This window comes from Croceicoccus estronivorus (assembly GCF_001625325.1).
GTDB lineage: Bacteria > Pseudomonadota > Alphaproteobacteria > Sphingomonadales > Sphingomonadaceae > Caenibius > Caenibius estronivorus.
Map to the genome: position 1 here is coordinate 143,780 of NZ_JRQQ01000001.1, position 13,858 is coordinate 157,637.

Here is a 13,858-nt window from a genome sequence, read left to right on the forward strand (position 1 = left end):
CCATGAACGCACCTTGGAAACCTGGAATGTCCGGCAATCGCGATCCGTTCGCGGCCTACGTATGCGACGATACCACGCTCGACCAGTTGCGCCCGGTCATTATCGAAATGGGCTGGCCTCCGGAAAAGTGCAACAAGGGCGGGCTGCGTAATGCGGTCCAGTCCCTGTCGATCAGCGCGAGTCCGGCCATCCTCATGGTCGACCTGTCGGAAAGCGGAGACCCGCTGAACGATATCAACGCACTGGCCGAAGTTTGCGAACCGGGTACGGTCGTTATCGCCGTAGGCCAGGTCAATGACGTGCGTCTCTACCGCGATCTGTTGGCCAGCGGGATTCACGACTACCTGCTCAAGCCGCTCACAGCCGCCCAGCTGCGCGATGCGCTGACCCAGGCCCAACTGGTTTTCACCTCTCCGAAATCCGCCGATGGTGCGACGCCGAAACGGCACATTTCAACCGCCGTTATCGGAACGCGCGGCGGCGTCGGCGCTTCCACGATCGCCACGTCGCTGGCCTGGCTGTTCAGTGCCGATCACAAGATGCCGACCGCCCTGTTCGATCTCGACGTGCATTTCGGCACCGGAGCGCTGACACTGGACCTTGAGCCCGGACGCGGTCTGACTGACGCGATCGACAACCCCAGCCGCATCGACGGCCTGTTCATCGAACGCGCAATGATCCGCGCCAACGACAATCTGGCAATTCTGTCAGCCGAAGCGCCGATCAACGCTCCGCTGATGACCGACGGATCGGCATTCATTCAGCTGGAGGAAGAATTCCGCCAGGCTTTCGAAATGACGGTGGTCGATCTGCCGCGCAACATGTTGATCAATTTCCCGCACCTGATGGCGGACATAAATGTTGCAGTGATCGCCGCTGAACTGACGCTCGCGTCAGCGCGCGATGCCATTCGCATTCTCGCATGGCTGAAAGCGAACGCGTCGCACGTGCGCCCGCTGATCGTGGCCAATCGCGTACCTCCCGGTCCGGGGGAGATTTCCAAGGCCGATTTCGAAGCGTCGATCGAACACAAGATCGACTACCTGATCCCGTTCGACCAGAAGGCGGCTGCCAATGCCGCCAAGCTGGGACACACCTTCGTCGACGCCAACCCGTCGAGCAAGGCCACCGCCGTTATGCGCCATCTTGCGCAAACGATAATCGGTACGGCTGAGGAGGCCGAAGGAAAACAAGACGCGGCCGCACCAAAGGCCAAGGGATCCCTGCTGGGCAAGCTCGATCTCAAGAGCCTCGTGGCGAAGAAGGACAAGGCACACGCTGAATGACCTTCTGCGAGGCGGCATGCGCAATAGCGTCCGCGCCGCCGCCTCGCCGGGGTCCGAAGGCATGCGGGTAAGGAAAGTCGAGGCCAGGACATGAGCATTTTCCAGCTACTGCTGATCGCCACCGGGCTGATCCTGGCCCTGATCCTTGCCTACAGTGCATTGTCGGGGCCGTCAGCGGCCAAGGAAGGCGCCCGGCGCCTGCAGGGTGTCCGCGAACGACACTCGGAAAGCACCAAGGACAAGGTCGAAGCCCAGTTGCGCAAGGCCGTGGCCGCTCGCAAGCCCAAGGTCCACCAGATTGCCGGTTCCCAGTCTCGCGCCGAAGCACTTGCGCTGCGCCTTCACCGCACCGGCAAGAACTGGACCATCACCCAGTATCTCTATGCTTCTCTCGGGCTCGCTCTGACGATTGCAGTGCTGATCTATCTGCGCAGCGGTGCACCTCTGTTGTCGCTCGGCTTCGGTATCCTTGTCGGCGCCGGCTTGCCGCACATGGTGGTGAATTTCTTCATCAACCGGCGCACCAACAATTTTACGTCCAAGTTTCCCGATGCGATCGAACTGCTCGTACGCGGCTTGCGGTCCGGCTTGCCGGTAACCGAAACTCTTGCCGTGGTGGCACAGGAAGTACCGGGCCCCGTGGGCGAGGAATTCAAGGCGATCGTCGATCGTATCAAGGTCGGCCGTACAATGGAGGAATCGCTTCAGGAAACCGCGGACCGTCTCAACACAGCCGAATTCAGTTTCTTCTGCATCACTCTGGCGATCCAGCGGGAAACCGGCGGTAATCTTGCCGAAACCCTGTCCAACCTTGCCGACGTGCTTCGCAAGCGTGCCCAGATGAAGCTAAAGATCAAGGCGATGAGTTCGGAATCCAAGGCTTCGGCCTATATCGTCGGGTCGCTGCCGTTTATCGTCTTCGGCCTGATTTGGTGGATCAATCCAAAATACATTGGCTCCTTCTTCACTGACGAACGGCTGATTGTCGCCGGCCTTGGCGGCATGATCTGGATGGGCATCGGTGTCTTCATCATGGCCAAGATGGTCAGTTTCGAGATCTGAGCAGGAGCGGACGAGAACAGTCATGATTACCACCACGCCCGGTCCAACTCTCCTCGGTGTCGATGTCGTTCTGGTCGGCTCGATCCTTGCCGGGATCGCCGCCATGGCCGTCATCTTCGCGATCTACACGGCTGTGACCGTTCGCGACCCGATGGCCAAGCGCGTCAAATCGCTCAACGAGCGGCGGGAACAGCTCAAGGCCGGCATCATCGTGAATTCGGCCAAGAAGCGCGCCAGCCTCGTCCGCAAGAACGAAACGACCGACAAGATGCGGCACACCCTGCAAGGCCTGAAGGTCCTGCAGGACACCGAACTCAAGAAAATCCAGCAAAAGCTGGCCCAGGCCGGCATTCGCAACAAGGAATGGGCTGTCGCCGTCATCTTCGGACGACTGATCCTGCCGATCGTTTTCGGTGTGGTCGCTCTTTTCCTGTTCTATGTCTCCAACATGTTCCCCGACTGGGGTGGGATGAAACGGTTTTTCGGTTTCGCGGTAATGGTGGTTGGCGCCTACAAGGCCCCGGACCTCTACATCCAGAACATGATTTCGAAGCGGTCCGACGCCATTCGCAAAGGGCTGCCCGACGCGCTCGACCTGCTGGTCATCTGCGCCGAGGCCGGCCTGACCGTGGATGCCGCCTTCAACCGCGTGGCAAAGGAATTGGGCCGTGCCTATCCCGAACTGGGCGATGAATTTGCGTTGACCGCGATTGAGCTGTCGTTCCTGACCGAACGCAAGATGGCATTCGACAACCTTGCCTATCGCGTCGATCTGGATGCGGTAAAAGGCGTGGTCACGACCATGATCCAGACCGAACGCTACGGCACCCCGCTGGCATCCGCATTGCGCGTGTTGTCTGCCGAATTCCGTAACGAACGCATGATGCGGGCAGAAGAAAAGGCCGCGCGACTGCCGGCAATCATGACCGTTCCGCTGATCCTGTTCATTCTGCCGACGCTATTCGTCGTCATTTTGGGCCCTGCGGCATGCTCGATCGCCGATGCCTTCGGCAGCGGTGGCCCCGGACACGCCGGCGGCTAGGCCCAAGATAAGGGGTTGCCTCGCGGGGCCCCCTTATTTTCGTTCTGGCTTACTCAGGCGTAGCAAGAAGCCGTCTGGCCACTGCATCCAGCCGCGCCCAAAGTGCCGGGTCATGCTTGTCGGGAGAAGTCACCAGCGCACCATCCAGAGCCGTATCGGCCGGGCTCGGCGTCCGCTTGGCAGGCAGCAGTTGGGCCAGCCGTTGCAAAGCCCCTCGTGCAAGGTCAGCATTCGCCTTTACCACCGCGAGGACTTCGGAAACTTCGACTCCCGCTTCGCTGTCGCGCCAGCTGTCATAGTCGGTGACCATGGCAAGCATGGCGTAAGGAAGCTCCGCCTCGCGAGCCAGTCGGGCCTCGGGCATTCCGGTCATCCCGATCACGTCCGCGCCCCATTGGCGATACATCCTGCTTTCCGCGCGGGTCGAAAACTGCGGCCCCTCGATCGCGACATAACAACCGCCGCGATGAACCGTAGCCCCCGCCCTTTCAGCCCCGTCTCCCACCAGTTCGGACAGACGGTGGCAAACGGGGTCGGCAAGCGCGACATGCGCGACGAGCCCCGGCCCGAAAAAACTCCGCTCACGGCCCGTCGTCCGATCGATCATCTGATCGACGGCGACAAAATCGCCAGGGGCGAATTGCTCCTGCAACGATCCGACTGCTGAAATCGCCAGAATATCCGTCACGCCGCAGCGTTTCAGAACATCCACATTCGCACGGTAATTGACTGACGATGGCGGCAAGGGATGCCCTTCCCCATGCCGGGCGATGAAACTGAAGCGGACCGGGCCGATCCGGCCGACAGTGACAGGGCCGGAAGGTACACCGAAAGGGCTCTGCACCGCGATCTGCTGAGCATCTTCCAGTCCGATATCGGCGTAGAGCCCCGAACCGCCGATAACACCGATATGCCATTCGCGCTGCACGGCCAGATCCTCCTGCCGGTTAGTGGAACACCGGCCTAGGTAGCGGCCCCGCCACGGTCAAGACCGCAACGGAAGGTGAAATGAAAGAGCCCCGGCACATGACCGGGGCTCCTGAAAACTGCGTTTGGGTTCAACCAACAGTGATGTTCAACGCACCATCGCCTTCGTCGATGTGAACGGTCGAGCCATCGGGGATCTCTCCACCCAGCAGTTTTTCCGCCAGAGGGTCCTGCAGGTAGCGCTGCACTGCCCGCTTCAGCGGCCGTGCACCATAGACCGGGTCGTAGCCGACCCGCCCCAGCCAGCGCTTCGCCGCGTCAGTGAGCTCCAGCACGATCTTGCGATCCTGCAGCAGCTTCTGCACCCGCCCGACCTGGATTTCGACAATCGGCCCCATATGGTCGGCGCCAAGCCGATGGAACAGAATGATCTCGTCCAGCCGGTTGAGAAATTCGGGCCGGAAATGGCCCCGCACCACTTCCATGACCTGCGGCTCGACGCTTTCGACATCCTGACCTTCCTCGATAGTGGTGAGGTACTGGCTACCCAGATTGGAGGTCAGAATAATCAAGGTGTTGCTGAAATCGACCACACGGCCCTGACCATCCGTCAGCCGCCCGTCGTCGAGCACTTGCAGCAAGACATTGAATACGTCCTGATGCGCTTTCTCGACCTCATCGAACAGCACGACCTGATAGGGCCTGCGCCGCACGGCCTCAGTCAGCACGCCGCCTTCCTCGTATCCGACATAGCCCGGAGGTGCACCGATCAGGCGGGCCACCGCGTGCTTCTCCATGAATTCACTCATGTCGATGCGCACCATCGCCGTGTCGTCGTCGAACAGAAATTCGGCCAAGGCCTTGGTCAGTTCCGTCTTGCCGACCCCTGTCGGCCCGAGGAACAGGAAGCTGCCCAACGGACGATGCGGGTCCTGCAGTCCGGCGCGCGCGCGCCGCACAGCCTTGGAAACGGCTTGTACAGCCTGCTCCTGCCCGATGACACGCTTGCCGAGAACTTCCTCCATCTTGAGGAGCTTTTCCCGCTCGCCTTCCATCATCTTGTCCACTGGAACACCCGTCCAGCGGCTGACGACACCGGCAATATCGTCATCGGTCACTTCCTCGCGCAGCAAGGCGTTGTCAGTCTGGCCCTGCGCATCGGCAAGCCGTTTTTCCAGCTCGGGAATCTTCCCGTAGGAAAGCTCCCCGGCGCGTCCGAGATCCCCGGACCGTTGCGCCTGTTCCAGTTCGATCCGTGCCTGATCCAGCTCCTCCTTGATCTTGCCCTCGGCAGCAATCTTGTCCCGCTCGTTCTGCCAGCGGGTCGTCAGTTCAGAGCTTTGCTGTTCCAGATTGGCCAGTTCTTCCCGCAACGCGGCCAGCCGGTCCTTAGACGCCTGGTCGTTTTCCTTGGCCAGCGCCGATTCCTCGATCTTGAGCTGGATGATGCGCCGGTCGAGAGATTCGATCTCTTCCGGTTTCGATTCCACCTCCATACGAATACGGCTGGCGGCCTCATCCATGAGGTCGATCGCCTTATCCGGCAAAAACCGGTCGGAAATGTAGCGGTTGGACAATGTTGCCGCCGCCACGATCGCCCCGTCGGTGATCCGCACGCCGTGGTGCAGCTCGTACTTTTCCTTAAGCCCACGCAGGATCGAAATCGTATCCTCGACCGTCGGTTCACCCACGAAAACCGGCTGAAACCGCCGTTGAAGCGCAGCGTCCTTTTCAACGTATTTCTGATACTCATCGAGCGTGGTCGCACCGATGCAGTGCAACTCGCCCCGGGCAAGCGCCGGCTTCAGCAGGTTGCCCGCGTCCATCGCACCTTCAGACTTACCCGCGCCAATAAGCGTGTGCATTTCGTCGATGAAAAGGATGATTTCGCCTTCGGCACCTTTCACTTCGTCGAGTACGGCTTTCAACCGTTCCTCGAACTCGCCGCGGTACTTGGCGCCAGCGATGAGTGAGCCCATGTCCAGCGCCATCAGGCGGCGGTCTTTCAAGCTGTCAGGCACATCGCCATTGGCGATACGCAGCGCAAGCCCTTCGACAATAGCTGTCTTGCCCACGCCGGGATCGCCGATGAGCACAGGATTGTTCTTTGTCCGCCGGGCGAGAATCTGCACTGTGCGGCGAATTTCCTCGTCACGGCCGATGACCGGATCGAGCTTGCCTTCACGTGCGGCCGCAGTCAGGTCGCGTGCGTACTTTTCCATCGCTTCGTAGCTTTCCTCGGCACCCGCACTGTGTGCTGCACGGCCGCCCGTAACTTCCTGAATGGCAGCCTCAAGCGCCTGTGGCGTTACATTCGCCGCCTTGAGCGCCTGCCCGGCCGCAGTGGTGGTTGCGAGCGCCAAAGCCTGCACGATCCGCTGTACCGGAACGTAGCTGTCGCCAGCCTTCGTCGCGAGTTGCTCCGCCTGGTCGAGTATGCGCACGGTATCATTGTCGAGCCCGGGAGACTGCTGTGCCCCTCCGCCAGAAACGGCAGGTATCTTGGCAAGCGCGCGGTCAACTTCCTCAACGGCAAAATTCGCGTTGCCCCCGGCCCGCTGGATCAGCCCCGCAGCCATGCCTTCGCTGTCTTCGAGCAATGCCTTCAACAAGTGTTCCGGCGCGATCCGCTGATGACTCATGCGGATGGCAACGGTCTGTGCCGACTGGATAAAACCCTTGGCGCGATCGGTGAATTTTTCGAGATTCATGAGATGTCCCTCACTGCCTTTCGGTCATCAGATAGTGTTGCCCCTTTGCAACACAAGGACATGGATCAAATTTTTCCAATACCTGCTCCCGCTCGCCCAAAACCTTGCCGCCAGACGGCACCGCCATTACTTTTTTACAGATTGTCGATTTATTTTGACATATTGTCAACATCACATAGCTTGATGCGCGTTCACCTACGGAATCCAGGCCCATGACCACCGATGAGCAATTGACCGCGCCACTTGCCGACCACCTGTCGTCACTCAGGCTTGTCGATGCCCGCAGCCTGCGCGGCGAAAAAATGCGGCTGCGCATACTGGAAGCAGCCAAGACGACCTTTTCGCGACTGGGTTATGAAGCTGTCACCGTCGATGACATCGCGCGCGAAGCGGGCATCAGCCGTCCAAGTTTCTATGTCTATTTTCCAAGCAAGTTCAGCGCGGCGGAGGCATTGGCCGACACTGTCGGGATATTCATCCTGAAAGATTTCGACGATCTCGCCGCCCTGGGGCCGGAGGCCAGCGAGGCAGACCTTGCCGAATGGGTGCAGCGACGATTCAGCGTGATGCTGGAACAAGGCGAATACATGCGGATCTTTCGCCATGTCGCCGCTGCGGAGCCTTCGTTTTCCGCGCGCACTCGGGCCAGATATGCAGCAGAATTCGCACGTCTCGGTATAGTCTATCCCGCTTTCAGACGCGCAGCCGCATCTCCCGACGGAGAAGACGCCTTGCGCGCTCATATGCTGCTGTCCCAGCTGGACCAGATCTCCATGGACCTGATCGCGGGATGGGCCGCCGACAGCAGGACGATTGCCCGGATATTGGCGAGCCAGCTCGCGCAATTCCTCAATTCATGACGCAAACACACGCATAAACCCAAGGAGAGGATGTCATGTCATATACTGTGGAACAACTGCCCGATCTGGAGGAAATCAAACGCCTCAAGAGCCGCTATTGCCGGGCGACCGATGCGGGGGACGAAGTTCTCCTACGCCAACTGTTCACGGATAACGTCACCGTCGAATATCGCGGCGGTGCCTATACGGCGATCGCACACGGCAAGGACGAGATGATCGATTTCCTGATGAACGCACACCATTCGGAAATGATCACCATGCACCACGCACACTTGCCGGACATCGAATTCACCGGATCTGATTCCGCGCAAGGCATCTGGTATTGCGAGGATTTCCACATCGCACTCGATCGCAAGGAAATCACTATGGGCTGCCTGATCTACAAGGATCAGTACGTCCGGCAGAACGGCACCTGGCTGATCGCCCGGACCGAATACGATCGGGTGTGGGAAGCGTTCGAACCCTTGCGTCCCGGCATTCAGGTAACGGCGCACCAGTTGGCCAGGACCGGACGCAAGCCTGATGAACGCAAGAACATCGACCACCTGCTGCATTGGAAGGACCGGGCCACAGCATAATATCGGTTACCGGGGCTTACCGCAGCCGTAATCAGTGGCCAAATTGCCTGCGTAACGCCTGATAAGCGGCGGCGGTCACGGTATTGGCGAGATTGAGCGAACGGATATGTTCCGACCGCATGGGCAACTTCACCATGCGGTCGGAAAGCGGCTCTGCAATCTTGGCAGGCAACCCTTTCGTCTCGCTGCCAAAGACGAGATAGGCGTCATCGGGGTAGTCCGGCTCATAAAAACTGCGGGAGCCATATTCCTCAAAGAGGAAAAGCTGGTCGCCACGCGGGCTACGTGCCTCCAGAAACGCATCCCAGCTCGAAAATTCGGTGATCCGCACGTGCGGCCAGTAATCAAGGCCGGAACGCTTCACCCGCTTGTCCGAAAGGTCGAACCCCAGCGGGTGAATCAGGACCAGTTCCATGTCCAGAGCGACACAGGTGCGCCCTATCGCGCCGGTATTGCCGGGAATTTCCGGGTGAACGAGGACGATACTTATCGACATGGATGAACGCCCGACCACACAGGCTGGACTTTATCCGAGCTTCGTCTTGAGCAATTCGTTCACAACCTGCGGATTGGCTTTGCCCTGCATCGCTTTCATGGTCTGACCGACGAAGAAGCCGAACAGTTTGTCCTTGCCGCCGCGATACTCCTCGACCTTGTCGGCATTCGCGGCCATCACCGCATCAATTGCCGCCTCGATCGCGCCAGTGTCGCTTTCCTGCTTCAACCCCTCACGCTCGACAATCGCCGCAGCGCCATCTCCGGTTTCAAGCATCTTTTCCAGCACCTGCTTGGCGATGGAACCGGATATCGTGCCGTCTCCGATCAAAGCCAGCAATTCGGCCCCTGCGGCAGGGCTGACGGGACTATCATCCAGCCCCTTGCCAACCTTGTTGAGCGCACCGAACAGTTCCGAAGTCAGCCAGTTCGCAGCCTGCTTGGCAACGTCCGCATCGTCCTTACCCTGCGCCTTGGCCGTCTGGACCAGCAGTTCTTCGAACCAGCGGGCCGTTTCGACCTCCGCAGTCAATATGCCTGCGTTGTAAGCCGACAGGCCCAGCCCGTTCTCATACCGGTGGCGCTTGGCATCCGGCAGTTCAGGCAGGCTGGCGCGACACTCATCAAGGAACGCATCTTCCAGCACCAACGGGAGCAAGTCCGGATCAGGGAAATAGCGGTAATCGTGCGCGTCTTCCTTGCTGCGCATGGATCGTGTCGTGCCGGTGTCCGGGTCGAACAGCCGGGTTTCCTGCACGACCTTGCCGCCGCTCTCAATCAGATCGACCTGACGGTTCGCCTCATGCTCGATCGTGGCCATGACAAAACGAACGGAATTGACGTTCTTCGTCTCCGTCCGGGTGCCGAAAGGCTCGCCCGGCCGCCGCACGGACACGTTGACGTCGGCACGCATGGAGCCTTCTTCCATGTTTCCGTCGCAACTTCCGACATAGCGTAGAATCGTACGCAATTTGCGCACATAAGCGCCTGCTTCGGCAGGGCTCCGCATGTCGGGACGGCTGACGATTTCCATCAGCGCCACGCCCGACCGGTTGAGATCCACATAGGACATCGTCGGGTGCTGATCATGCATCAGCTTGCCCGCATCCTGTTCCACATGGATACGCTCGATCCCGATCGTCTTGGTGTTTTCGGGATCCTTGTCATCCAGCTGGATTTCCAGCCGTCCTTCACCCACCAGCGGGTGATAGAGCTGGCTGATCTGATAGCCCTGCGGCAAATCGGCATAGAAGTAATTCTTGCGGTCGAAACGAGACCATTTGTTGATCTCCGCATCGATGGCCATGCCAGTGCGGACCGCCTGACGAATGCATTCGCGGTTGGGCACCGGCAGCATGCCGGGCATAGCCGCATCGATCAGGCTGACCTGGCTGTTCGGCTCCGCCCCGAAAGCAGTCGCCGCGCCCGAAAAAAGCTTTGCCTTGCTCGTCACTTGCGCGTGGACTTCGAGGCCGATCACGACCTCCCATTCGCCTGTTGCGCCCTGAATGCGATATTCGCTCACTCAGTGGAACTCCAAATCATCAGGTAGTTTTCGCGCATATTCGAATCCTTTGTTGTCTGGTGTTTCCTGACCATAAAATTCGATCTGACGATTTGTACCATCAATGCTTCTTTTTTCCGGTTTTGCCTTGACCCAAAAAACAAAATCATCACACAGGCAACGCTGCAAATCCGTATTTCGCACAATTCTTAGTGCCGTAGGGTTTTGCTCTTCATCAAGTGCGACAAGCGCGACAAAGCCTTCATTCGTGAGCGTCGGCACTATCCCTTCACCAGAAGCCTGCCATCGAAACTTTCCGTCTTTCCCAGGCTTCACATACATACGAACAACTCTGCCATCATTTCGTGAAACATTGAAATATGGCGAGCGTCCGCTTATCCATTTGAGTGTGTATCCCCTTTTACACAAGACCTCACATAAGTGCGCACGGGCAACTTCGGCATTGCTCTGTTTCACCACCACTTTTCCGGTTTGGCCGTAAACCCGGCGCGCTGTTCAAGCGCGAGACCGGCATTAAGCACGCCCTGTTCGTCGAACGCGTTGCCGATGATTTGCAGGCCGAGCGGGAGCCCTTCGCGGTTGAGACCGGCAGGGACGCTCATCGCCGGGAGCCCGGCAAGGCTCGCCGGGACCGAGAACACGTCGTTCAGGTACATTTCCAGCGGATCGCCCGATTTTTCCCCAAGTGCGAAACTCGCGCTCGGCGTGGTCGGTGCAAGGATAACGTCACATTCGGTGAAGGCGTTCTTGAAATCGTGGCTGATCAGAGTCCGGACCTTCTGTGCCTGGGTGTAATAGGCATCGTAGAAACCAGCCGAAAGCACGTAAGTGCCGATCAGAATACGGCGTTTGACCTCCGCTCCGAAGCCCGCTGCACGGGTTGCAGCGTACATGTCCTGCAGGCCCGCCCCTTCCGGCAGGTCCCGCAGACCATATCGGACACCATCGTAGCGTGCGAGGTTGGACGACGCTTCTGCCGGGGCGATGATATAATAGGCTGGAAGCGCATATTTGGTGTGAGGCAGGGAAATATCGACGATCTCGGCCCCGGCATCACGGAGCCAGGCAATGCCGTCTTCCCAGCTTTTCGCGACATCCGCATCCATGCCGTCCATGCGGTATTCGCGCGGAATACCCACCTTCTTGCCCTTCATGTCGGCGGTAAGGCCAGCTTCCCATTCAGGCACAGGCATATCGAGGCTGGTCGCATCTTTCGGATCGAACCCGGCCATTGCCTCCAGCATGATCGCACAATCGCGCACGTCGCGCGCCATCGGCCCCGCCTGGTCGAGCGAACTGGCGAAGGCGACAATCCCCCACCGGCTGCACCGGCCATATGTCGGCTTGATCCCGGTAATCCCGGTAAAAGCCGCCGGCTGACGGATCGACCCGCCCGTATCCGTGCCCGTCGCCGCGGGACACAGCCGCGCGGCGACGGCCGAGCTGGACCCGCCGGATGAACCACCAGGAGCCAACGGGGCATTTCCGCCGTCGTTGCGCCGCCATGGCGAAATCACGTTGCCGAAATAGCTCGTTTCGTTGGACGAGCCCATGGCGAACTGGTCGAGATTGAGCTTGCCCAGCATCCCTGCACCAGCATCCCACAACTTCTGCGAGACAGTGCTTTCATACTGCGGGCTGAACCCTTCGAGAATGTGCGATGCGGCAGTGGTCTGCACACCATTGGTGGCGAACAGATCCTTCATGCCGATCGGCACACCGGCCATCTTGCCCAGGGCCTTGCCAGCCGCACGGTCGGCATCGACCCTGCCGGCAGCTTCCAACGCCATGTCGGGAGTTGCCACGATGAAGGCGTTCAACTCGCCAGCGGCTGCAACATTGGCATTGAACGCCTCTGCCACTTCGCGCGCGCTGAAGTCACCTTTGGCCACCCCGTCGCGGATGGCGGCAACGCCCAGTTCCGTAACGTCGTTTGCGTTGTCTGACATTATTCAATCACCTTCGGCACGCCAAAGAAGCCATGCTCGGCTGCGGGAGCATTGGCCAGAACCGCATCGCGCCGACCGCCGCCTGTCAGGGGATCGGCATCAACGACATCGTCGCGCAGGCGCAACGTATTCGGAATGACTGCGGTCATCGGTTCGATGCCGGTTACATCCACTTCCCCCAACTGTTCGACCCAGCCCAAAATCTGGTTCAGTTCGGGCACCATCGCCTCAAGCTCTTCATCGCTGACCTTGATCCGGGCCAGCGAGGCAATTCTGGCCACAGTGGCCTTATCAACTGACATAGGCTTCGACAGCCATGGCTGCCCCTTTGTAATGGAATCCCAACGCCTTTGCAGGCGCGCTTATTTCGCCGCTTCGCCGCCTTGCTTGGCCGCCTGTGCCTGCATCATTTGCTGGAACATTCCCAACCGGCTCTGGAAATCGTCTTCCGACATGAAATCGACCAGTTCGATCTCGAAAGTCAGGTCGGCATTCGGCGGGATCGGCGCACCCTGCGGCGGGGTCGCACCATAGGCCTTGTCCGCCGGGATGACGAGACGGTACTTGCCGCCCTTCTTCATCTTCATCGCGCCTTCGCGGAAGCCCGGCACCATCTGCGACAGAGGCAAAGGCTGTCCTTGCGGGAAGATTCCCGGAATCGGAAGATCCACATCCTTGCCCTCGTCGAACACGGTCCCGTCGGACAGCTTGCCGACATACCGGGCGAAGATCACGTCATTTTCACTGGGTGAAGCACCAACGCCAGCAGTAATTTCCACCACTTCGACGCCATGCGGAACTGTCGCACAGGCGAGCCCCGCGCCAGCCAGGGCAGCGGCGGCGACACCGATCCAGAGCTTGGGCAGAGAGCCCTTCTTGATCGGCAGGATCGGAACGCGGGTGATTTCGGTCATCTCAGAATCCTCGAATGGGCCATGCCCGGATAGCAAAAGGGCGCGGAAACGAATCCGCGCCCTCTTGGCTCATCGATGAGTGGCGATCAAGCGGGTCCTTGAAACCACCCCTCGTCAGACGGCCTTAACGGCTGCCGTCGCGTTCCATCCGCTTGCGCTCCAGCTTGCGGGCGCGGCGGACGGCGGCGGCCTTTTCACGGGCGCGCTTTTCGCTCGGCTTTTCGTAGTGGCGGCGCAGCTTCATTTCGCGATAGACGCCCTCACGCTGCAGCTTCTTCTTGAGCGCGCGGAGAGCCTGGTCGACATTGTTATCGCGAACGATGATCTGCATAAATCCAAGTACCTCAACAGCTATGGGTGACTGCCCACGCCGGTGGGTAAGGCCTCCCTAAATCAGAGAAAACGATGCCGATTCCCCTTCGGACTCGCATCGATTGCGGGCGCCCCTATCGGAATCGGGGGGAAATGGCAAGGGATTACGCGTCGTACATGCATCCGGCTTCCCCCCG

At 59.6% G+C, this 13,858-nt stretch carries 14 protein-coding genes; 5 read left to right on the plus strand and 9 right to left on the minus strand.

The window, feature by feature from the left end; translation table 11 throughout:
• Window positions 1-2 precede the first annotated feature (2 nt).
• The 3 genes from MB02_RS00715 to MB02_RS00725 all read left to right on the plus strand — a co-directional run bounded on the left by MB02_RS00715 (window position 3) and on the right by MB02_RS00725 (window position 3,390).
• Complete coding sequence (locus tag MB02_RS00715; protein ID WP_067531292.1) at window positions 3-1,286, plus strand: pilus assembly protein CpaE; 1,284 nt, start codon at window positions 3-5, stop codon at window positions 1,284-1,286.
• Between the two features lie 90 nt (window positions 1,287-1,376).
• On the plus strand, window positions 1,377-2,348 hold the full coding sequence (locus MB02_RS00720; RefSeq protein ID WP_067531294.1) for a type II secretion system F family protein: 972 nt from the start codon (window positions 1,377-1,379) through the stop codon (window positions 2,346-2,348).
• Window positions 2,349-2,370: 22 nt separating this feature from the next.
• The gene (locus MB02_RS00725) at window positions 2,371-3,390 is read left to right on the plus strand and encodes a type II secretion system F family protein (RefSeq protein WP_067531296.1); all 1,020 of its coding nucleotides are present in this window, start codon (window positions 2,371-2,373) and stop codon (window positions 3,388-3,390) included.
• Between the two features lie 49 nt (window positions 3,391-3,439).
• Here MB02_RS00725 and mtnP read toward each other — a convergent pair whose 3' ends face one another.
• Both mtnP and clpB read right to left on the minus strand, forming a co-directional pair.
• Window positions 3,440-4,318: an S-methyl-5'-thioadenosine phosphorylase gene (gene mtnP, locus MB02_RS00730; protein WP_156495367.1), complete on the minus strand. Its 879-nt coding sequence runs from the start codon at window positions 4,316-4,318 to the stop codon at window positions 3,440-3,442.
• 130 nt (window positions 4,319-4,448) lie between these two features.
• The gene (clpB, locus tag MB02_RS00735; RefSeq protein WP_067531300.1) at window positions 4,449-7,028 is read right to left on the minus strand and encodes an ATP-dependent chaperone ClpB; all 2,580 of its coding nucleotides are present in this window, start codon (window positions 7,026-7,028) and stop codon (window positions 4,449-4,451) included.
• A 212-nt stretch (window positions 7,029-7,240) separates the two neighbouring features.
• Here clpB and MB02_RS00740 point away from each other — a divergent pair, with 212 nt between their 5' ends.
• The gene (locus tag MB02_RS00740; RefSeq protein WP_067531302.1) at window positions 7,241-7,888 is read left to right on the plus strand and encodes a TetR/AcrR family transcriptional regulator; all 648 of its coding nucleotides are present in this window, start codon (window positions 7,241-7,243) and stop codon (window positions 7,886-7,888) included.
• 35 nt (window positions 7,889-7,923) lie between these two features.
• The gene (locus MB02_RS00745; protein ID WP_067531304.1) at window positions 7,924-8,466 is read left to right on the plus strand and encodes a nuclear transport factor 2 family protein; all 543 of its coding nucleotides are present in this window, start codon (window positions 7,924-7,926) and stop codon (window positions 8,464-8,466) included.
• Between the two features lie 31 nt (window positions 8,467-8,497).
• On the opposite strand, the gene MB02_RS00750 is transcribed toward MB02_RS00745, so the two are convergent.
• The 7 genes from MB02_RS00750 to rpsU all read right to left on the minus strand — a co-directional run bounded on the left by MB02_RS00750 (window position 8,498) and on the right by rpsU (window position 13,680).
• Complete coding sequence (locus MB02_RS00750) at window positions 8,498-8,962, minus strand: tRNA (cytidine(34)-2'-O)-methyltransferase (protein WP_067532164.1); 465 nt, start codon at window positions 8,960-8,962, stop codon at window positions 8,498-8,500.
• Window positions 8,963-8,992: 30 nt separating this feature from the next.
• Entirely contained in the window at window positions 8,993-10,486 is a 1,494-nt protein-coding gene (gene gatB / locus MB02_RS00755; RefSeq protein ID WP_067531306.1) for an Asp-tRNA(Asn)/Glu-tRNA(Gln) amidotransferase subunit GatB, read from the minus strand.
• A complete protein-coding gene (locus MB02_RS00760) occupies window positions 10,487-10,942 on the minus strand; it encodes a hypothetical protein (RefSeq protein WP_156495369.1) in 456 nt (151 codons plus the stop codon).
• Entirely contained in the window at window positions 10,939-12,435 is a 1,497-nt protein-coding gene (gene gatA, locus MB02_RS00765; RefSeq protein ID WP_067531310.1) for an Asp-tRNA(Asn)/Glu-tRNA(Gln) amidotransferase subunit GatA, read from the minus strand. The genes MB02_RS00760 and gatA overlap by 4 nt, the downstream gene beginning before the upstream one ends.
• Entirely contained in the window at window positions 12,435-12,737 is a 303-nt protein-coding gene (gatC, locus tag MB02_RS00770) for an Asp-tRNA(Asn)/Glu-tRNA(Gln) amidotransferase subunit GatC (protein WP_067531312.1), read from the minus strand. The genes gatA and gatC overlap by 1 nt, the downstream gene beginning before the upstream one ends.
• A gap of 60 nt (window positions 12,738-12,797) precedes the next feature.
• Window positions 12,798-13,349: an FKBP-type peptidyl-prolyl cis-trans isomerase gene (locus MB02_RS00775; RefSeq protein ID WP_067531314.1), complete on the minus strand. Its 552-nt coding sequence runs from the start codon at window positions 13,347-13,349 to the stop codon at window positions 12,798-12,800.
• Between the two features lie 124 nt (window positions 13,350-13,473).
• Entirely contained in the window at window positions 13,474-13,680 is a 207-nt protein-coding gene (rpsU, locus tag MB02_RS00780; protein ID WP_067531316.1) for a 30S ribosomal protein S21, read from the minus strand.
• Between the last annotated feature and the right edge of the window lie 178 nt (window positions 13,681-13,858).

Coding starts and splice junctions, on each gene's coding strand:
- MB02_RS00715 (WP_067531292.1), top strand. CDS start 3: ATGAACGCACCTTGGAAACCTGGAATGTCCGGCAATCGCGATCCGTTC.
- MB02_RS00720 (WP_067531294.1), top strand. CDS start 1,377: ATGAGCATTTTCCAGCTACTGCTGATCGCCACCGGGCTGATCCTGGCC.
- MB02_RS00725 (WP_067531296.1), top strand. CDS start 2,371: ATGATTACCACCACGCCCGGTCCAACTCTCCTCGGTGTCGATGTCGTT.
- clpB (WP_067531300.1), bottom strand. CDS start 7,028: ATGAATCTCGAAAAATTCACCGATCGCGCCAAGGGTTTTATCCAGTCG.
- MB02_RS00740 (WP_067531302.1), top strand. CDS start 7,241: ATGACCACCGATGAGCAATTGACCGCGCCACTTGCCGACCACCTGTCG.
- MB02_RS00745 (WP_067531304.1), top strand. CDS start 7,924: ATGTCATATACTGTGGAACAACTGCCCGATCTGGAGGAAATCAAACGC.
- MB02_RS00750 (WP_067532164.1), bottom strand. CDS start 8,962: ATGTCGATAAGTATCGTCCTCGTTCACCCGGAAATTCCCGGCAATACC.
- gatA (WP_067531310.1), bottom strand. CDS start 12,435: ATGTCAGACAACGCAAACGACGTTACGGAACTGGGCGTTGCCGCCATC.
- gatC (WP_067531312.1), bottom strand. CDS start 12,737: ATGTCAGTTGATAAGGCCACTGTGGCCAGAATTGCCTCGCTGGCCCGG.
- MB02_RS00775 (WP_067531314.1), bottom strand. CDS start 13,349: ATGACCGAAATCACCCGCGTTCCGATCCTGCCGATCAAGAAGGGCTCT.
- rpsU (WP_067531316.1), bottom strand. CDS start 13,680: ATGCAGATCATCGTTCGCGATAACAATGTCGACCAGGCTCTCCGCGCG.